The organism is Hymenobacter lapidiphilus (genome assembly GCF_003417065.2).
Lineage (GTDB): Bacteria > Bacteroidota > Bacteroidia > Cytophagales > Hymenobacteraceae > Hymenobacter.
This window is the reverse complement of record NZ_QVLT01000033.1, coordinates 1-17,456: the sequence shown is the minus strand read 5'-3', so window position 1 is coordinate 17,456 and position 17,456 is coordinate 1. Positions and strand designations below refer to the sequence as shown.

Genomic DNA, 17,456 nt, shown 5'->3' with positions numbered 1-17,456 from the left:
TTTTAACTATTCATTATTCATGAGCAATATTTCACGCTGGGCACTCGGGGGTTTAGTAGCAGCATTTGGAGTGCTGTTACTCGGAATATTTGCTATTTATTTTGTTTTCTTCTCTGGTCCTGATGTGGAGCAGGCAGCACGTAATTCTAGTAATTCCCACCGGGTAGAAATTGGAATGAACCGCCATCAGGTTTTAAGTATTATGGGTCCGCCTAAACGAACAGAACCTCGCCTGCAACAACCAGGTACTGTCTACGTGTATGCGACCTCCTCCCTTGCTTCTCACGAAATCGCAGTTGCGATGGGACCGGATAGTTTAGTTGCAACTGTCTATCATGGATATTAAGCTAACCCTAGCCCCCTCTCCTTTTTCATTCCGCGCATGAAGCGGCGTAGGGGGTGAGGCACACGTGAGGTGCCTACATCTTCTCCTTGGAGTTCTGCACCGAGTAGATAAGGCCCAGCGTGAGGCCCTGGCCGGATGCCTTCCATCAACCTCCCTACTTACCTGAAAACGATGTCCCTCTGCCTCGTCATCGACGAAATGCACTCCAGCCTGCCGGACTACCTGGAGCCGCTGGGCCTGACGCTGCACTACCGCCCCAACCTGACGGCCACCGAGGTACCCGCTGCGCTGGCCGCCCACCCCTACGAGGGACTGGTGGTGCGCTCGAAGCTGCATGTTACGCGCGAGCTGCTGGCCTACGGTCCGCAGCTGCGCTACGTGTGCCGGGCCGGGGCCGGGGTCGATAATATTGATGAACAGGCCATGGCCGACGCGGGCGTAACGCTGCTCAACGCCCCCGAGGGCAACCGCGACGCGGTGGGCGAATACGCCGTGGGGCTGCTGCTGGCGCTGTTCCGTCATATTCCGCGGGCCGATGCCGAGGTGCGGGCCGGGCAGTGGCACCGCGAGGCCAACCGGGGCGAAGAACTGGGCGGCAAAACCGTGGGGCTGCTGGGCTACGGGCACATGGGCCGGGCGTTTGCGCGCCGCCTCAGTGCCTTTGGCTGCACGGTGCTGGCCCATGACTCCGACCCCACCTGCCCGCCCGACGAGTACGCCACGCTGGTGCCGCTGGCCGAATTGCAAGCCCGCGCCGAAGTGCTGAGTCTGCACATTCCGTACTCGGCGGCCAACCACCATTTCGTGAACGAGGAGTTTTTGGCCGGCTTCCCGAATGCCGTCTGGCTGCTGAACACGGCCCGGGGCGAAGTGCTCGACCACGCTGCGCTGGTGAGCCGCCTGCGCACCGGCCAAATTCGCGGCGCAGCCCTCGACGTGCTCGAAAACGAGAAGCCCACCACCCTCACGCCTGGGCAGCAAGCCCGTTTCGATTACCTGCGCACGGCGCCCAACGTGGTGCTCGCGCCCCACATCGGCGGCTGGACGGTTCAGAGCTATGAGCGCATCAATGCCGTGCTGGCCCGCAAGCTGGCGGCTTTTTTAGCCGAGTGAAGAAGTGAGGGGCTGAAAGAGGAAAAGGAGCGTCATTCCGAACGCAGCGAAGAATTGCGCGTGAAGTCATCGAACAACTGTTGCAACGTCAGCACGCGAGATTCTTCGCTGCGCTCGGAATGACGCTCTTCCTCCCCGCAGTCATAGAGTCGCCGATTTTCGTATATTTGCCAGCACCTACCAAGGGGAGAACGGCCAGCCACGCTGGCCGTTCTCCTTATTTTTTTGAGCTAATTCCACCCATGTCATGTCTACCATCAACTACTATACCCCCGAAGGCCTTCAGAAGCTCAAGACTGAGCTCCAGGACCTCAAAATCCGGGGCCGGGCCAAGGCCGCCGACGACCTGCGCGAGGCGCGCGACAAGGGCGACCTAAGCGAGAATGCCGAGTACGACGCTGCCAAAGATGCCCAGGGGCTATTGGAGTTGAAAATATCCAAGCTGGAAGAAGTATTGGGCAATGCCCGCCTGCTCGACGAAACCAACCTCGACCTGAGCAAGGTGCTGATTATGAGCAAAGTGAAGCTCAAAAATCTCAAGAACAACATGGTGCTCGACTACACGTTGGTAGCCGAGGAAGAAGCCAACCTGGCCTCTGGCAAAATCTCCGTTAAGTCGCCCATCGGCAGGGGCCTGCTGGGCAAGTCGGTCGGCGACACGGCCGAAATAACGGTGCCGGCTGGCAAGCTGCAGTTCCAGGTGCTGGAAATCAGCCGCTAGCGTTTTAGCAGCGAGAAATCAGAAGTGAGAGGTGAGACCCGGTTTGGGCCTCACCTCTTCGTTTTTGCGGTAAGTTCGTAGACTAACCGCCGGAGCTTTTCGTGCAGTCTGCCCAACACGACAGCCCGCTCATCCTGGCTGCCGTACCACCTCTCACCCTCACCTCTCACTCATAAGAAAATATGGCTTCCATTTTCTCCCGCATCGTGGCCGGCGAGCTGCCCGCTTATAAGGTTGCCGAAGACGAGCACCACCTGGCTTTTCTCGACATTACGCCGCTCGTGGAGGGGCACACGCTCGTTATTCCGAAGCGGGAGGTGGACTACATCTTCGATCTGCCGCCGGCCGAGCTGGCGGCGCTGCACCTGTTTGCCCAGCGCGTGGCAGCCGGGGTGCGGGCCGCCGTGCCCTGCAAGCGCATTGGCGTAGCCGTTATCGGGCTCGAAGTGCCCCACGCCCACATCCACCTGATTCCAATGAACAAAGTGTCGGATATGAACTTCGCCAACCCCAAGATAAAGGTGGACGAGCGGCGCATGAACGAGCTGGCCGCCGCCATCGGGGCCCAGGTGCCCGCCGTGGTGGCCGGCACGCCCGAACTGCCCACCGACCCGCGCGATACCAAAGGTGGCCGCGAAACCGTGGAAGCCTCCGAACCGGACGCTTTCCAGGCCCCAGCTCCCGACGACGAAGCCCAAAACGACGCGGCCCCGCAGCCCCTACGCGGCATGACCAAAGGCCTCAGTTATGTGAGTGAGTCGGAGGCGGCGCTGACGGCGGTGAGCTTCGCGGCTCCGGCCGGCGGCCTCACCGACGAGGCGCTGGCGAAGCTGGCGGGCGTACCGGCCGGCACGCCCGTGGAGCGGCAGGAGCTGACGCATTTCCTGCGCAACCACACCGCCGACGAGGGCTTGAGCGGCAGCGCCGAAACGGCCAACCGCTTCAAACAGCTGCAGATGTTTCTGAAGCAGGAGCTGAGCGGCACGCAGGTCTACCGCTTCGGCAAGGGCCCGCAGGTGCCGGTGCTGGTGCTTGGCGAGGGTGAGGGCGGCCGGCTGCAGGGCTTCAAAACGGTGCTGACCGAAACCTGAGAGCGTAAGCCAAGAAGCATAAGGTCCCCTGTTATCCTGAGCATTGCCCAGGATAACAGGGGACTTTCTTTTAGAAGCTACTCCGGCAGATTTGGTGGCTCTGGCGCCGGCAGGGGCTCGGCACGCTGGTGCTGGATCCGGCGGCGTATGCGGTTTTCGCGCTCGAATACGCCCACCAGCACGATGAGGTAGGAGAGCAGCAGCGGCCCCATCACCAGGCCCAGAATACCGAACAGCTCGACGCCCAGCACTACGCCGGCCAGCGTGATGAGCGGGTGGATGTCGCCCATGCGACGGGCCAGCACGATGCGCAGCAGGTTGTCGATGTTGATGATGACGATGACGCCCACCACCAGAATGCCCACGCCTTGGCCCACGTTGCCCTGGGCCAGCTTGAGGATGGCCGCCGGTCCCCACACCAGCGGCGTGCCCAGCACCGGAATAAAGGCCGTGAAGAAAGACAGCGTACCCCAGAACAAGGCGTCCTTAACCCCAAAAACCTGCAAGGTGAGGGTGGTGAGCAGGGCCTGCACCAGGGCAATGAGCGCCTGCCCGAGCACGTTGGCGTTTACCGTGTTGCGCAGCGAGTCGCCCAGCTCCTGCAGCGTGCCGGCGCGGAAGGGCAGGTAGCGGCGCAGGCCCCGCACGAAGGCTTCTTCCTGCACAAACATGAAGTAGAGCGTGAACAGCATGAGGCCGATAATGACCGTGAAGTGCAGCAGTCCGCTGGCCAGCGACGGGATGCGCGTGCTCAGCCAGGCCACCGCCTGCTGAATTATCTCGCGCACGTTGGTTTCGGTGGTGAACTGGTAGCCGGTTTTCTGCTCCACCAAGTGCAGCACCGTCATAATCTGGCTGGTGTCCTGGGCATAGAGGCGGATGCGGTTGACGAGCATCAGCACGAGGCCCGTGAACGGCATGATGATGACCACCACGGCAAACACCAGCAGCCCGGCCGTTACCAGCTGCCGGTTCCAGTGGCGGCGGTGCACCAGGGCCGCAAACCAGGGCCGCAGCACCACGTACAGCACGCCCGCCCCCAGAAACGCCGTGATGTAGGAGCCCAGCCCCAGCAGAATCAGCGCCGTCAGGCCCACGAGGCACACAATCAGCAGCACGTACTGCTGGCGGGGCGTGTAGATGTTTTCGGAAGCCATGAGCCGTTGAAGTCGAAGAGGAGAAGTCAAAAGTAAAGTCTTGCCCGTCAATCTGCCCGGGCCAGGGGGTGCCAAGGCCCGGTGCCGACCGATTGCGGCGCGGGGTCCGACTACTGTTCTTGAAACCCAGACCTCCGTCAGGCCACCCGGCGGCCCAGGGCGGCTACGGCCAGGCCCATGGCGGCAATTAGGGCGAAGGAAACGCGCAGGCTGCTGAAGCCGGCCACGAAGCCAATGAGCGGCGGGCCCAGCAGAAAGCCCATAAAGCCGACGGTGGTAACGGCTGCCAGCGCCATGCCCGCCGGCATGGTGGTGGAGCGCCCGGCCGCCCCGTACACCAGCGGCACTACCGCCGCCGTGCCCAGGCCCACCAGCATAAAGCCCAGCGTCGCCGTCCACAGCGCAGGAAAAGCCACCGCCAGCAGCAGCCCGGTGGCCTCCAGCAGCCCGCTAAGCACCAGCGTGCGGCGGCGGCCGTAGCGGTCAATGAACCAGTCGGCCACGAAGCGGCCAGTGGCCATCAGGGCCATGAAGGCGGCGAAACCCAGGCCCACCCAAGCCTCGGGCGCATGCACCACCTGCCGGAAATACACCCCGCTCCAGTCGAACATGGTGCCCTCGCACAGCAGCGAGCAGAACGCCAGCACCCCCAGCAGCAGCAGCGAGCGGTCGGGCAGGGCCAGCAGGGGGGCACCGGGCGGGCGGGGCGCATCGGCGGGCAGCAGGCGCGGAGCCAGCAGCAGCAGCGTGGGGAGTACCAGCACGGCTACCCCCAAAAAGTGCTGCAATGGCCCGACTTGCTGCCCAACCAGCAGCACGGCCAGCCCGGCGCCCGCAAAGCCGGCCAGACTCCAGAGGCCGTGGAAGGTGGCCATAATGGAGCGCCCGTAAAGCGCCTCCACGCCCACGGCCTGGGTGTTCACGCCGATGTTGCCCAGCTCGCCGGCCACCCCGAACAGCACCAGCGCCGCCAGCAGCTGGGGCACGGTGGTGGCCAGCCCCAGCAGCGGCAGCCCCAGCCCGTACAGCAGCATGCCCAGCAGCACCACCCGGCGGCTCCCGAAGTGGCTCACGAGCCAGCCCGCCAGCGGCAGCGCACCCAACGAGCCCACCGGCAGCGCCAGCAGCACCCCGCCCAGCTCGGCCGGCGACAAACCCAGCCGGCTTTGTACCGCCGGAATCCGCGAGGCCCAGGTGGCAAAGCACAGCCCCTGCACGGCAAAGGCGGCGGCCACCGTCCAGCGGTAGGTTTGAGGAGTGTGGGGCATTAGTTGAAATTGAACGGGCTGTTTAGGGTGAAGAGTAGGGGAGAAATAACGTCATGCTGAGCGCAGCCGGAGGCGAAGCATCTCTACCGCCATAGTAATCCTGACGTTGGTATTAGCATGGCGGTAGAGATGCTTCGGCAAGCTCAGCATGACGGTCTTCCTTAACGACTACAAGCCAACCACCACTTTCTAGCGTGTCGGGCCGCTGTCTGCCTGCGCTTCCAGCCGCTCCTGCGCTAAGAGGGGCAGGGCCGAGAGTAGGTCGAGGCCGGTGGCGGCTTCCAGGGCGTCGATGCTGGTGCGGTAGCGGCTCCAGTCGGGGCTTACCTGCTGATCGTTGGGCGTGTCGATGGCAATGAGGCGGGCCTGGCCGGCCGCAATGCGCTGCAGGTCGTTGGAACCGGCGGGCAGCAGCACCAGTACCTTCCAAACGCGGGCCGGCACCGTTACGCGGCCTTCATCGATAGTGGTTTTGAAGCCCTGCAGGCCGGTACCGCCCTGCCCATAGCTGCCCATGATGAGGTACACTTCCTGCCCGCGCTGCACCTGGGCGCGGGTCCACTCCTCGAGGTTGCCCCAGGTGCGCTGGTTGTTGTTGGCGGCCTGCGGAATCATGTTGGTCATCAGGAAAGTGGCCGAGTTGTCGTCGAGCGTGCGGGTGCGGTCGGCGCTGGGGCAATTGTGGCCCCTATCGAAGCCCGAGCCGCTGTAGCTGCGCGAGGTGGTGGCGTAGAACTGCCGGGGCAGGGCCGGGTCGGGCCGGAAATCGTCCTGGCGCGGCGCGCTGCCCATATCGGCGGCGCCCAGGTGCCAGCTCACCCAGGTGGGCGTGCCCCGGCGGGCATGGTAGCCCACCGCGTATTGGGGCCGCGTGAGCAGGTAGTTGTTGGGCGTATTCAGCGAAGCCGTGGCCCCACTGGGGTTGCCGAGGGCCAGGTTGTCATCGGGCTGAGAAACGGGCGACTGGGCTGCAGGGCCGGGAGCAGGGGCTGGCACCGGGCCGGGCTGGCTGGCCGGGCCGCCGGCTACGGGCGCGCCGGTGCCGGTTTCGAGGCCGATATCGTCGATATTGAGGCGGCCGGAGCCGGTGTCGGTCTTGCGGATTTCCAGCCGCAGGCTGCGGGCACTGCCGCCCTCAAAAGTGGTAACGAGCAGGCGCGGGCCCTGGGTGCGCACCGGCTGGCCGATGCGGCGGTAGCTGCGGCCGCCATCCTGGCTGCCCCACAGCTCCCAGGTGCTGGCTGCATCCTGCCCGTAGGCGGCCGAGCTGATGCGAATAAGCTGCACGCCGGCCGGGGCGTCGAAGGTCATGGTCAGGCGGCCGCCGGTGCGCAGTCGGGCGGCGCGGGCTCCCTGCTTGTGGTCCTGGTCGGAAGCGCCGATGAGGGCCTCGGTGAGTTGCCAGGCGCCCGTGCCCAGCGTTTCGGTGGCGGGGGCGTAGCTGCCCTTGGCACCGGCTTCGAAGGTTTCGGGAAAGCGGCTTGCGGCCTGGGCCGGACTGCTTTGCACGGCAATGGCCGGCGGGCCGGTAGGGGCAGGCGGGCGGAGGGTTTCGGCGGGCTGCGGCGAGCAGGCATTCAGCAGCAGCGAAAGCAGGGCGGGGGCAAGGCGAATCATGGAGGAAAGGTAGCTATAAGCTGTTTGCGAGGGAACAAGCGGGCCTTTTTAGGTCGGCTGTTGCCTTATAGTAATAGTAGGCGTCGTTGTGCAATGGCAGGTGGGGGCTGGTTCCGCAGCCAGCTTCGCAAATACACCCATATGCCAGCTCTTTCGTACAACCGCGTACCTATTCCGAAACCTTACTTCTGTTGCCAATGCCCCGCCTGCAACGGTTTCTGCTTCATCTGCTGCTGATCGTCAGTCTGCCGGCGCTGCTGGTTACGCTGCTCTCGCTGCTGACGGCCCAAATCTGGTGGCTGAAGCTGCTCGACTTCCCGCGCTTCCAGCTGCTGCTAGTGCATCTGGCGGGGCTGCTGGGACTGGGGCTGTTGCTGGTGCTGGGGCGGCGGCAGCAGCAAACTACCCGCCGTTGGGTGCTGGGCCTAAACTTGGTGGGGGTGGCCGTGCAGCTGTACTTCCTGCTGCCCTACCTGCCGCTGGCCCCGCGGCCCGTGCCCGATGCCACCGCCGCCGAAGCCGCCGATACCACCGCCCGCCTGCGCCTGCTGGAGGCCAACGTGCTGCAGAAAAACAACCGCGCCGACCTGCTGCTGGCCCGCGTGGCCCGGCAGCGGCCCGACCTGGTGCTGGCCCTGGAAACCGACCAGCGCTGGGTAACGGCGCTCCGGCCGCTGCGCCGCACCTATCCCTACTTCATCGAGCTGCCCCGGCCCAACACCTATGGCATGGTGCTGTACTCGCGCTTGCCGCTTATCGGGCCGCGGGTGTACGATTTCCAGGAGCCCGGCGTGCCCACCATCATCACCGATGTGCGCCTGCCCAACGGCCGGCTGGTGCGCCTGTATGCCGTGCATCCTTCCCCGCCGGTGCCCAGCCACCACCCCACCAGCCTGAGCCAGCCCAACCGGGTGCTGCTGCAGGTGGGCCGGCGCGTAGGGCAGCATCCCGGCCCGGCCCTGGTGCTGGGCGACTTCAACGACGTGTCGTGGTCGAGTCCTACGCGCACGTTCGAGGCCAGCGGCGAACTGTCCAACGTACGCCGGGGCCGGGGAATGTTCAGCACCTTCAATGCTACCAGCTGGGCCATGCGCTGGCCGCTCGACCACCTGTTCGTGACCCAGGAGTTCCGGCTGGTGCGGCTGGAACGGCTACCCGACATCGGCTCCGACCACTTCCCGCTGCTGGCCGAGGTGGTGCTGGCCAAATAGGGCCGGGAAGAATCGGCTGGGTTTTTGCCCGTTCGCCCGCGGCTTCAGTCTAATTCTCCACCCTTACTTTTTCCGCACATGAAAAGCATTCTACTCGCGGCCGCGCTGGCCCTGACCGGCCCGGCTGTTTTCGCTCAGGGAACCCCGGTGGGGAATCTGACTGCCGACAAGAAAGACAACACGCTGGTCGTGGAGTTGCCCCAGGAAGGGGTGGCGGCCTGGCAGCGCGTGGCCCAGGTGCTCACCGATCGGGGTTATCCGTTCGCACACAGTGATATCAACCTGCTGGCCCTCACCACTGCCTTCAATCCCATCAGCAGCACCAGCAGCCTGAGCGTGTCGGCGCTAATCCGGGGCCGTCAGCTCACGTTGCGTGGGCGTTCCGAGTCTGTTTCGGTGGTGGGTACGCCGAGCCAGCTTACCACAGTGCGGCGCAGCACCTCGCTGGCCGGCGTCAGTGAGGGGTGGCAGGAGCTGGAAGCCATCGCCCGCGAGCTGGGCGGCACGGTGCGGTACTCGCGCCTGGTAGTCCGATAAGCGCCTCCGCGCCGGACGAACGATCCGGCGTACCAACGGGTTTTTGCGCCGCCACTGTTGCTCCTAACACTTTTAGGCGTTACGCAAGTGTGTAGCGCTGTCCTTCGGTTCGCGCTACACACTTGCGTAACCCTTTCACGGAATTCCTGCCTTTATTTTTCTGCTTATGCTACGCTACGTCCTCCTGTTATCCGGGCTGCTGTTTCTGACCGCGTTTTCAACCTTCGCCCAAACGGGCGGGCTGCGCACCAAGCCCATCGATTTCGACAATACCATTGTGCTAACGCTGCCCGACGAAGGCCGCGCCGCCTGGCAAAGGGCCGGCCGCCTGCTCGCCCAGCGCGGCTACCCGATACGCTTTGCCAGTCCTGAGCTGCTCACGCTCAGTACCGAACCCGTTGGCAATTACACGCAGCGCGTGATGGGCATTACGTTGGTAGTGGAGGGGCACGAGTTGCGCCTGCAGGGCTATTACCCCAGCGGAGGGAATGGAGCCAGCTGGCTGAGTGTGATGGAGTATGCCAATGGCCAGGGCGTGCAGGGCCGCAGCTGGAAGGAGTTGGAGGAGATGGCCAGGCTTCTGGGCGGCACCGCGCACTACACTCGCTCGCCCACCCACTAGCCGCCCGGCCCGGCTCCATAGCGGGGCCGGCTTTTCTGCTTTATACCGTGTATCCCTATGAAAAGGATCCTGTTTCTGTTGCTGATGGCCTGCGCTGGTTTTCCGGCCTTCGCCCAATTCCCCGCGTTGCACACCGCGCCCGACCGCGCCGATGATACCATTGTGCTGACGCTACCCGGCGAGGGCGCGTGGCCTGGCAGCGGGCGGCTGCCGTGTTAGGGGCCCGTGGCTACACCCTGCGCCACTCCGACGCCGAGCTGCTCACGCTCAGCACCGATTTTACTACCCTCGAATCGAACCCGATTATGAGCATTTTCGTGCAAGTAACGGGCCACCAGCTGCTACTGCGCGGGCGCTGGATAACGGGCACTACCATAACCGACGTACCGCAGGTCGTGCGCCGGGGTGGGTTTCTGGGCGGCACCAGTACCGAGTGGCCCGAGCTGGAAGCCATTGCCCGCGAGCTGGGCGGCGCGGCCGCCTACTACAACTCGGTGGCGCGGTAGCCGGCTACTACCGTCCAATTGGGCTTACCGATACAGGCCAACCTGCCGTCGGCCTGTATCGGTAAGCCCCAACAGATAGGCTTCTCGCAACCAGTCGTTCCACTGCATAGTAGCCTCAGCGCACAAAAAAGCCCTCCCGGCCATGTGGCCGGGAGGGCTTTCGCACTTGAGGTGGACTTGGCGAAGACTAAGGTCTGTTTGTTTAAAAGCGCCCGAAGCTATGCGCTACGGAATGGCAACGCGCGACACGGTGAAGGGCAGCGTGGGGGCCGCGGGTGGGGGCGTGCTGCCGTTGGGGCGCAGGTTGAGCTGGGAGTTCACGACCAGGAAGAAATTATCGGCGCGGGCGATGGTGGTGTTGAACTTGAGGTTGCTACCGAAGCCCGCGCCCACCGTGCCCTGGGTGAAGGCATCGTTGAGCTGCACCGGAAATACCTGGCCCGTGGAGTTGCGCGATACGTAGAGCTTGGTGCCCGTCAGCCAGAGCCCGTCGCCGGCCGTTACGGGCTGGTCGAGCGTAACTTCGGCAATGGCCTTGCTCGTGCGGTCGATGCGGAAGACCTTGCCGGTGTTAGAGATGACGATGATCAGGTAGCGGCCATCGTCGGTGAGGGCGATGCCGTTGGCGTTGAAGCCCGTACCGTAGGGTAGCTGGGCGTCGGTGAAGGCCAGCCACTCTTCTACCTCGCCGGGCGTGCTGCCGCTCACCGCCGCGCGGTACACTTTCTGCACCCGCGAGTCGGTGAAGTACACGAAGTTGGCGTCCACGGCGCAGTCGTTGATGAAGCCGGAGTTGAACAGGGCCTTGGTGTCCCAGGTTTTAAGCAGGCTGCCATCGGGGTTGAGAACGTGAATCTTGTTTTCGGCCCCGCCAGCAATCCAGAGGCGGTTTCGGGCGTCGGTTTTCAGGCCCCGGCAGTCGGCCCGGTTCTGGGCGGCCCCGGCGGCGAAGATGCTCGCCGCGCCGGTTTCCACGTTCACCTGCACCACGTCGCCGTTGGTGGTGCTGCCCACGTAAAACGTGCCCTGGCTGGGGTTGTAGGCAATTCCTTCGGGAAAGAGCTGGTTGCCGGGCAGTACGTAGGACTCCTGCTTTATTTCAAACCGCTGGGTGGGCTCGTCGTCGTCGTCCTTGTTGCAGGCCGAGGTGCCCAAAACCAGGGCGGTGAGGGACAGATAGAGAAGGTTGCGCATTGACACAGGAAGGAAGAGGATGGGAAGATGGAATAAAGCAAAGGTCTGCTTAACGAAATGATAATCAAGATGTTGTTCGCGCAGTTAACTCTATACGCCCAGCAGCCCGATTGCCTCGGCGCTGAACCTGTAGAGGGCGGCCACCAGCGCATCGGGCTGCTGCTCGGCGTCGTTGGCATTGGTGGCGGCGCGGTACCGTGCCTCGTAGTTACTTCTGCTTGGTTTTGAGCTTGGTCGTGTTGGACGGGGCATTGGCTTGCTGCATCTGGGCGGCCAGCAGGCGGCTGCTCATAGCCATGATGGTCTGCTCATCGGAGAGGGAGGCATAGGAAAGGGCTACCAGGGCACCCTGCCATTTGCAGCTGAAGTCTTCGATGCGGCCGGGGCCGTAGAGGGCCTCCAGCGCGGGGCGTACCTTCCGCGTTTCGGCCGCGCCCTTCACGATGATGGTGACGGCCGCGAACTGCCCCCGAAAAAACTTGTAGTGAATGCGCGCTGCCGTGAAGCCGCCCACCTGCAATTGCTCGTCGAGGCGCTCATACACTTTCTCGTCGCCTTTGTCGCGCAGCAGCTGCAGGTGCAGGGCCTCGGTAAGCGGCGCCCCGAAGGGCAGGCCACGAAAGCCATTGGCTGCATCGAGGCGGGCAAGGGAATGGGTGTGGGCTGGCTGGGCCAGCAACAGGGCCAGCAACAGGGCCAGCAGCGTGGCAGGCATGATTTTCATATAGCGGAAAAGAGGGGCAACCGGCGCCAGACGACCAGTGCAAACGCTGCGCCAGAGACGGTAGCAGGGTTGCAAGTAAAACTACTACACAGAAAAAAGCGGGCTGGAAAACAAGCGGGAATTATGGGGTCTGCCGGCGGATGGAAACAGGGAGGACGCCGGCGCAACGCCCGGGCTGCTACTGTCGTCCTTGCCGCGTACCTTGCCTTCTAACCCGCCGCTCCCTATGAAACATCGCTACTTCCTGCCCGCCGCCGTGCTGCTGGCCGGCGCCTGCTCGCTGGCCGCCTGCGACTCGGGCAGCAAGCCCCGCACCGACACGGCCGCCACCGCCGACGCCACCTTCGACGATTACAAGGCACGTTTCATCGACTCGCTCTGGTATTATAACCCCGAGTGGGCCTCCTCGCAGGGCTTCCACCGCTACGACTCGGTGCTGATAGTGCCTTCGGCCGGCCGCCGGCAGACGGAGGCCGCCGCCATTGCCCGCCGGACCAAGGAGATGCAAAACTTCGAGCTGGGTAAGCTTTCGGTGAACAACCAGACCGATTACCGGCTGATGCAGAACTACCTGGCCTCGGCGCGCTTTTACGCCGATACGCTGCGCACCTGGGAGTGGAACCCGGCCAACTACAACGTGGGCGGCGCGGTGGCCGAGCTGCTCAACGGCCGCTACGCCCCCCTCGACAAGCGCCTGCGCGCCATCAGCCAGAAGCTTATTCAGGTAACCGACTACTACGAGGCGGCCAAGCAGAGCATCCAAAAGCCCACCCGCGAGCACACCAACCTGGCCATTCGCCAGAACCAGGGCGGCCTGAGCGTGTTCGGCCCGGCCCTGCTCGATTCGGTGGCCAAATCGGGGCTGAGCGAAGCCGAGAAGCAGGAGTTGCGCGGCCGGGTGGCCACCACCCGGCTGGCCATGGAAGGCTACATCGGCTTTCTACAGACCGAAGTGCTGCCGGCCGGTAGCTTCCGCAACTTCCGCATCGGGCCGGCGCTGTTCAACCGCAAGTTTGCCCTCGATATCCAGAGCCGCTACTCGGCCGATGAAGTGTACCGCAAGGCCCTGGCGCACCGCCAGGAACTGTTAACCGACATGAAGGTCCGGGCGCTGCGCGTCTATCCTAAATACGTGCAGTACCAGGCCGTGCCGCAGGACACGCTGGCCATTGTGCGCGACGTGGTAGCGGCCCTCTCGCGCGAACACGCCACGCCCCAGCGCTTCGTGGACGCCGTGCGCGAGCAGATGCCCGAGCTGGTACGCTGGGTAAACGAGCACGATTTGCTTACCCAGGACCCCACCCAGCCGCTGGTAGTGCGCGAAACCCCGCTCTACATGCGCGGCAGCGGTGCCGGCGCCAGCGTCTCGGCCCCCGGCCCCTACGATAAGGGCGCGGATACCTACTACAACGTCGACCCCATTGTGGGGCTGCCGGCACCTCAGGCCGAGAGCTACCTGCGGGAATACAACACCTACACGCTCCAGATTCTCAACATCCACGAGGCTATTCCGGGCCATTACACCCAGCTCGTGTACGCCAACCGCAGCCCGTCGCTCATCAAGTCCATCCTCGGCAACGGGGCCATGATTGAGGGCTGGGCCGTGTACGCCGAGCGCATGATGTTGGAGAGTGGTTACGGCGGTAACACCGACGAGTTCTGGCTGATGTGGAACAAGTGGAACATGCGCGTCACGCTCAATGCCATCATCGACCATGAAGTGCAGGCCGGTAACCTCACGGAGGCCCAGGCCGTGGAAATGCTGCGCCGCGACGGTTTCCAGGAAGAAGCCGAAGCCCGCAACAAGTGGCTGCGCGCCACCCTCAGCCAGGTGCAGCTCAGTTCCTACTTCACCGGCTACACCGAAATCTACGACCTGCGCGAGGAGCTGAAAAAGAAGCATGCCAAGGAGTTCAACCTCAAAACCTTCCACGAAAAGTTCCTCAGCTACGGCAGCGCCCCGGTAAAATACATCCGGGAGATGATGCTGGCGAAAGAGAAGAAGTAAGAAGCTGATGAGTTGAGTGGGTTCACTCATTCTTCATTGCGAGCGAAGTGAAGCAATCCGTTCCTGTAGCGCTGCAGCCCCAATAAGCGCAAAGCCCCTGATGCCAGCACGGACATCAGGGGCTTTGCGGTTTTTAAGATTGCTTCGCTTCACCCGCAAGGATAAGCGGGTTTGCTCCGCTACTTCTTCTTCGCCGGGGCGGTGCTCTTCGCCGGCGCACTGCTGCCGGCGGGCACTACCTGGCCGTTGCGGAAGGTCTTGCGCTCCTTAACCGTAGTGCCATCGGGGCCGAAGTAGGACCAGACGCCAGTTTCCTTGCCGTTGCGGAAGGCGCCGCTGGCTTCGGGCGTGCCGTCTTCGCGGAGCAGGCGGTAGGGCCCGGTTTTGAGGCCGCGCACGTAGGTGGTTTCGGCCTGCAGCTTGCCCGAAGGGTAGAATTCCTGGCCCAGGCCGGCGGGCTTGCCGTTCTCGTTCAGCAGCTTGCTTTTAAGCGTGCCGGTATGGTAGTAGGTCATCTGCTCGCCGCCGAGGCGGCCGTTCTGGTAGGTTTCGAGCTGCTGCACCTGCTTGCCACCGGGGAAATAGGTACGCCACTGGCCCACGGGCAGGTTGTTCTTGTACTGCTGCTCGCGCTGCACGGTGCCGTCCTCGAAGTAGCTCGTGATTTTCCGGTCGCGGGCCTGGTTGGCGTACTCGGTTTTCTGCCGGGGCTTGCCCGTTTCGTAGAAATCCTGCTGGGTACCCACCAGCGTGCCCTGGCGGTAAGTCATGGTACTCCTGACAGCGCCGTTTTCGTGGTAGGATTTGGCGGGGCCGTCGAGGTTGTTGGTGCCACCAGCCAGGGTGCGGGCCTGCTTGGTGAGGTCGTCGCCGAGCGGGTTTTTCACGGCCCGGCCCACCAGCGGCACGGCCACGTAGGTGCCTTCGGTCTGGAGCTGGCCCGAGCGGTAATAGCTGCGGTAGCGGCCGCGGCCGGTCTGGTCGGCCAGCACTTCAGTTTCGAGCTGGCCGTTGTCGTAATACGTTTTGTAGGGACCCGCCAGCAGCCCGCGGCGGTAGCTGCCCTCGCTCTGGAGCTGGCCGTTTTCGTAGTAGGTTTTCACCGGCCCATTGGCCTGCCCGTCGGTAAAGGTTATTTCGGCTTTGGGCTTGCCCGAATCATACAGCTCGCGCACCAAGCCCGAGGGCTGGCCCTTAGCCAAGGTGGTTTCCAGCTTGATGCGGCCGTCGGGGAAGAAGTAGCGCAGTTCGCCGTTGGGCTCGTCATCGGCGAAGGAGCCTTCCTGGGCCGGCTTGCCGGTGTCGTAGTAGGTTTTGAAGGGACCTTGGCGCACGCCGTCCTGGTAGGTTACCTCCAGCCGCCGGCCGCCGTTAGGGTGAAACTCCACGTAGGAGGAGTCGCGCTTACCGGCGGTGTAGCGGGTTTGGGCCTCCAGCTTGCCGGTGTAATAAAACCGCTTGTAGGGCCCCTGCATCACGGTATCAGCCCCCACAAGGGCCGAAAATTTCTCCCGCGGATGCACCCGCGTCGAGTCAAAGTAGGTTGTCAGCCGCCGCAGCTTTTGGGCCTGGGCGGCGGTGGTGGCAGTGAGGAGGAAAATAAAAGCGGGCAGAAATCTCATAGCGACAAGAACGGGGAAAAGGGCGAAGTAGTGCCTTGCGAGCAGGTGGGCAAACAAAAGCCCTGCCGCAAAAGGTGCGGCAGGGCTTTCAACTCCAAACGGAAATCGGCTACACAGTCCGTGAAATCCGATAAAATCCGTGCTAATTCGTGATCAGACTTTCTCTAGCACAATGCTGCTGGCACCACCGCCACCGTTGCAGATGCCGGTAACGCCGATTTTGCCACCCTCATTTTCGAGTACGCTCAGTAGCGTAGTCACAATGCGGGCGCCGGAAGCACCCAGCGGGTGGCCCAGCGAAACGGCCCCGCCGTACACGTTTACCTTGGTGCCTTCCAGGTTCAGCAGCTTGTTGTTGGCCAGCGAAACCACTGAGAAAGCCTCGTTGATTTCGTAGAAATCTACATCGGAAGCGTCCAGACCGGCGTTCTTCAGCGCCTTCGGAATAGCCAAGGCAGGGGTAGTGGTGAACCACTCGGGCGCCTGCTCGGCATCGGCGAAGCCCCGGATAATGGCCAGCGGCTTGATGCCCAGCTCGTCGGCCTTCTCGCGGCTCATCAGCAGCACGGCGGCGGCGGCGCCGTTGAGGGTGGAGGCATTGGCGGCCGTTACGGTGCCCTCTTTGGTGAAGGCGGCCCGCAGCCCGGCGAACTTACTGAAGTCAGCCTTCAGGTACTCCTCGTCGTCGGAAATAACGGTTTCCTTGCCGCGCACCGTGATGGTGACGGGCACGATTTCGTCCTTCTTCTTACCGGCTTTGGCAGCGGCAGCGCTCCGCTCGTAGCTCTGCTGGGCAAAGGCGTCCTGGTCTTCGCGGCTGATGCCGTAGTGGGCGGCCGTAGCGTCGGCGGCGTTGCCCATGGCGTAGTCGTTGTAGGGGTCCCAGAGGCCGTCCTTCATCAGGCCGTCAATCATCTGGCCGTTGCCATACTTAGCGCCAAAACGGGCTTTGTCGAGGTAGTAGGGCACGTTGCTCATGCTCTCCATGCCGCCGGCCATCACCACATCGGCCTGACCCAGCATAATGGCCTGGGCGCCGTACATGATGGCTTTCGAGCCCGAGGCGCACACCTTGTTCACGGTCGTGCACTCCACGGTGTCGGGCAGGCCGGCTTTCTTGGCGGCCTGGCGGGCAGGTGCCTGGCCCAGGTTGGCCGAAATCACGTTGCCCATAATTACCTGCTGCACTTCCTTGCCATCAACGCCAGCCTTCTCCAAAGCGCCCTTAATGGCAATAGCGCCCAGCTCTACGGCCGACAAAGAGGCCAGGCTACCACCAAACGAGCCAATTGGGGTCCGCACAGCGGCTACGATTACTACTTCCTTGATTTGCATAAGTTGAATTGGGTGGGGTGAGATTAGAGCCTAAAGGTACGAAAGGTGAAATAGTGAGTTGGCTGGCGGAGAAACAGTGGTCTGGTGAGTGGTTGATTCGATGAACCGTAAATGGGTGTCATTCTGAGCCGAGCGAAGAATCTCGCGTGCAATGCTAGCTCTTGTCTTACTCTGTGTGACGACGGAAACTACTCTGGCACGCGAGATTCTTCGCTGCGCTCAGAATGACACGCTTTTACGGTTCACCATTGCACTACCTAACCCAAGTTGCGAGGTATAAATAAGGCCAAAAAAAAGTCTGTTCGGCGTGAACAGACTAGGTTTGAAGTATTCGACCCCTTCAAGCCCTGCCGACCATGCGCGAACAGACCGTTGCAATGTACT

General features: G+C 63.1%; 18 protein-coding genes. 10 read left to right on the top strand and 8 right to left on the bottom strand.

Annotated elements, in window-relative coordinates; translation table 11 throughout:
• The first annotated feature begins 19 nt into the window (after positions 1-19).
• From D0N36_RS15855 to D0N36_RS20165, 4 genes are all read left to right on the top strand, one after another.
• Positions 20-346 carry a hypothetical protein gene (locus D0N36_RS15855; protein ID WP_147320943.1) on the top strand — a complete coding sequence of 109 codons (327 nt, stop codon included), beginning with the start codon at positions 20-22 and terminating at the stop codon, positions 344-346.
• Between the two features lie 171 nt (positions 347-517).
• Positions 518-1,459, top strand: a complete 942-nt coding sequence (locus tag D0N36_RS15850) for an NAD(P)-dependent oxidoreductase (RefSeq protein ID WP_116942815.1) — start codon at positions 518-520, stop codon at positions 1,457-1,459.
• Between the two features lie 247 nt (positions 1,460-1,706).
• Positions 1,707-2,180: a transcription elongation factor GreA gene (greA, locus tag D0N36_RS15845; protein ID WP_116942814.1), complete on the top strand. Its 474-nt coding sequence runs from the start codon at positions 1,707-1,709 to the stop codon at positions 2,178-2,180.
• A 182-nt stretch (positions 2,181-2,362) separates the two neighbouring features.
• Positions 2,363-3,271, top strand: coding sequence for a nuclease A inhibitor family protein (locus D0N36_RS20165; RefSeq protein ID WP_116942813.1), 909 nt, complete (start codon positions 2,363-2,365; stop codon positions 3,269-3,271).
• A gap of 77 nt (positions 3,272-3,348) precedes the next feature.
• Here the strand turns inward: D0N36_RS20165 and D0N36_RS15835 are convergent, their stop codons facing one another.
• The 3 genes from D0N36_RS15835 to D0N36_RS15825 form a co-directional block, all read right to left on the bottom strand.
• Positions 3,349-4,428: an AI-2E family transporter gene (locus tag D0N36_RS15835; RefSeq protein ID WP_116942812.1), complete on the bottom strand. Its 1,080-nt coding sequence runs from the start codon at positions 4,426-4,428 to the stop codon at positions 3,349-3,351.
• A 137-nt stretch (positions 4,429-4,565) separates the two neighbouring features.
• Entirely contained in the window at positions 4,566-5,696 is a 1,131-nt protein-coding gene (locus D0N36_RS15830; protein WP_116942811.1) for an MFS transporter, read from the bottom strand.
• A gap of 189 nt (positions 5,697-5,885) precedes the next feature.
• Positions 5,886-7,313: a DNA/RNA non-specific endonuclease gene (locus D0N36_RS15825; RefSeq protein ID WP_242478949.1), complete on the bottom strand. Its 1,428-nt coding sequence runs from the start codon at positions 7,311-7,313 to the stop codon at positions 5,886-5,888.
• A gap of 197 nt (positions 7,314-7,510) precedes the next feature.
• Between D0N36_RS15825 and D0N36_RS15820 the strand changes: the two genes are divergently transcribed.
• The 5 genes from D0N36_RS15820 to D0N36_RS15800 all read left to right on the top strand — a co-directional run bounded on the left by D0N36_RS15820 (position 7,511) and on the right by D0N36_RS15800 (position 10,189).
• Positions 7,511-8,524 (top strand): endonuclease/exonuclease/phosphatase family protein, encoded by a 1,014-nt coding sequence (locus D0N36_RS15820; protein ID WP_116942810.1) that lies wholly within the window; start codon positions 7,511-7,513, stop codon positions 8,522-8,524.
• 78 nt (positions 8,525-8,602) lie between these two features.
• Positions 8,603-9,061 (top strand): hypothetical protein, encoded by a 459-nt coding sequence (locus D0N36_RS15815; RefSeq protein ID WP_116942809.1) that lies wholly within the window; start codon positions 8,603-8,605, stop codon positions 9,059-9,061.
• A gap of 166 nt (positions 9,062-9,227) precedes the next feature.
• The gene (locus D0N36_RS15810) at positions 9,228-9,683 is read left to right on the top strand and encodes a hypothetical protein (RefSeq protein ID WP_116942808.1); all 456 of its coding nucleotides are present in this window, start codon (positions 9,228-9,230) and stop codon (positions 9,681-9,683) included.
• 57 nt (positions 9,684-9,740) lie between these two features.
• Complete coding sequence (locus D0N36_RS15805) at positions 9,741-9,902, top strand: hypothetical protein (protein WP_190242719.1); 162 nt, start codon at positions 9,741-9,743, stop codon at positions 9,900-9,902.
• Positions 9,896-10,189 (top strand): hypothetical protein, encoded by a 294-nt coding sequence (locus D0N36_RS15800; RefSeq protein WP_147320942.1) that lies wholly within the window; start codon positions 9,896-9,898, stop codon positions 10,187-10,189. Before D0N36_RS15805 ends, D0N36_RS15800 begins: the two co-directional genes overlap by 7 nt.
• A gap of 225 nt (positions 10,190-10,414) precedes the next feature.
• Here D0N36_RS15800 and D0N36_RS15795 read toward each other — a convergent pair whose 3' ends face one another.
• The 3 genes from D0N36_RS15795 to D0N36_RS15785 form a co-directional block, all read right to left on the bottom strand.
• Entirely contained in the window at positions 10,415-11,383 is a 969-nt protein-coding gene (locus D0N36_RS15795; RefSeq protein ID WP_116942806.1) for an SMP-30/gluconolactonase/LRE family protein, read from the bottom strand.
• Positions 11,384-11,473: 90 nt separating this feature from the next.
• The gene (locus tag D0N36_RS15790; protein ID WP_190242718.1) at positions 11,474-11,635 is read right to left on the bottom strand and encodes a hypothetical protein; all 162 of its coding nucleotides are present in this window, start codon (positions 11,633-11,635) and stop codon (positions 11,474-11,476) included.
• On the bottom strand, positions 11,592-12,107 hold the full coding sequence (locus D0N36_RS15785; protein ID WP_116942805.1) for a hypothetical protein: 516 nt from the start codon (positions 12,105-12,107) through the stop codon (positions 11,592-11,594). Before D0N36_RS15785 ends, D0N36_RS15790 begins: the two co-directional genes overlap by 44 nt.
• Positions 12,108-12,333: 226 nt before the next feature.
• Between D0N36_RS15785 and D0N36_RS15780 the strand changes: the two genes are divergently transcribed.
• Positions 12,334-14,115, top strand: coding sequence for a DUF885 domain-containing protein (locus tag D0N36_RS15780; protein ID WP_116942804.1), 1,782 nt, complete (start codon positions 12,334-12,336; stop codon positions 14,113-14,115).
• Between the two features lie 179 nt (positions 14,116-14,294).
• Here D0N36_RS15780 and D0N36_RS15775 read toward each other — a convergent pair whose 3' ends face one another.
• A complete protein-coding gene (locus D0N36_RS15775; RefSeq protein ID WP_116942803.1) occupies positions 14,295-15,737 on the bottom strand; it encodes a toxin-antitoxin system YwqK family antitoxin in 1,443 nt (480 codons plus the stop codon).
• Positions 15,738-15,890: 153 nt separating this feature from the next.
• Positions 15,891-17,072, bottom strand: coding sequence for an acetyl-CoA C-acyltransferase (locus D0N36_RS15770; protein WP_190242717.1), 1,182 nt, complete (start codon positions 17,070-17,072; stop codon positions 15,891-15,893).
• Positions 17,073-17,456 lie beyond the last annotated feature (384 nt).

Bases quoted from the DNA above. Each gene is read 5' to 3' on its own strand.
- greA (WP_116942814.1), top strand. From the start codon at position 1,707: ATGTCTACCATCAACTACTATACCCCCGAAGGCCTTCAGAAGCTCAAG.
- D0N36_RS15770 (WP_190242717.1), bottom strand. From the start codon at position 17,072: ATGCAAATCAAGGAAGTAGTAATCGTAGCCGCTGTGCGGACCCCAATT.
- D0N36_RS15825 (WP_242478949.1), bottom strand. From the start codon at position 7,313: ATGATTCGCCTTGCCCCCGCCCTGCTTTCGCTGCTGCTGAATGCCTGC.
- D0N36_RS15850 (WP_116942815.1), top strand. From the start codon at position 518: ATGTCCCTCTGCCTCGTCATCGACGAAATGCACTCCAGCCTGCCGGAC.
- D0N36_RS15855 (WP_147320943.1), top strand. From the start codon at position 20: ATGAGCAATATTTCACGCTGGGCACTCGGGGGTTTAGTAGCAGCATTT.
- D0N36_RS15780 (WP_116942804.1), top strand. From the start codon at position 12,334: ATGAAACATCGCTACTTCCTGCCCGCCGCCGTGCTGCTGGCCGGCGCC.
- D0N36_RS15835 (WP_116942812.1), bottom strand. From the start codon at position 4,428: ATGGCTTCCGAAAACATCTACACGCCCCGCCAGCAGTACGTGCTGCTG.
- D0N36_RS15810 (WP_116942808.1), top strand. From the start codon at position 9,228: ATGCTACGCTACGTCCTCCTGTTATCCGGGCTGCTGTTTCTGACCGCG.
- D0N36_RS15815 (WP_116942809.1), top strand. From the start codon at position 8,603: ATGAAAAGCATTCTACTCGCGGCCGCGCTGGCCCTGACCGGCCCGGCT.
- D0N36_RS15805 (WP_190242719.1), top strand. From the start codon at position 9,741: ATGAAAAGGATCCTGTTTCTGTTGCTGATGGCCTGCGCTGGTTTTCCG.
- D0N36_RS15775 (WP_116942803.1), bottom strand. From the start codon at position 15,737: ATGAGATTTCTGCCCGCTTTTATTTTCCTCCTCACTGCCACCACCGCC.
- D0N36_RS15795 (WP_116942806.1), bottom strand. From the start codon at position 11,383: ATGCGCAACCTTCTCTATCTGTCCCTCACCGCCCTGGTTTTGGGCACC.
- D0N36_RS15830 (WP_116942811.1), bottom strand. From the start codon at position 5,696: ATGCCCCACACTCCTCAAACCTACCGCTGGACGGTGGCCGCCGCCTTT.
- D0N36_RS15785 (WP_116942805.1), bottom strand. From the start codon at position 12,107: ATGAAAATCATGCCTGCCACGCTGCTGGCCCTGTTGCTGGCCCTGTTG.
- D0N36_RS20165 (WP_116942813.1), top strand. From the start codon at position 2,363: ATGGCTTCCATTTTCTCCCGCATCGTGGCCGGCGAGCTGCCCGCTTAT.
- D0N36_RS15820 (WP_116942810.1), top strand. From the start codon at position 7,511: ATGCCCCGCCTGCAACGGTTTCTGCTTCATCTGCTGCTGATCGTCAGT.
- D0N36_RS15790 (WP_190242718.1), bottom strand. From the start codon at position 11,635: ATGCCCCGTCCAACACGACCAAGCTCAAAACCAAGCAGAAGTAACTAC.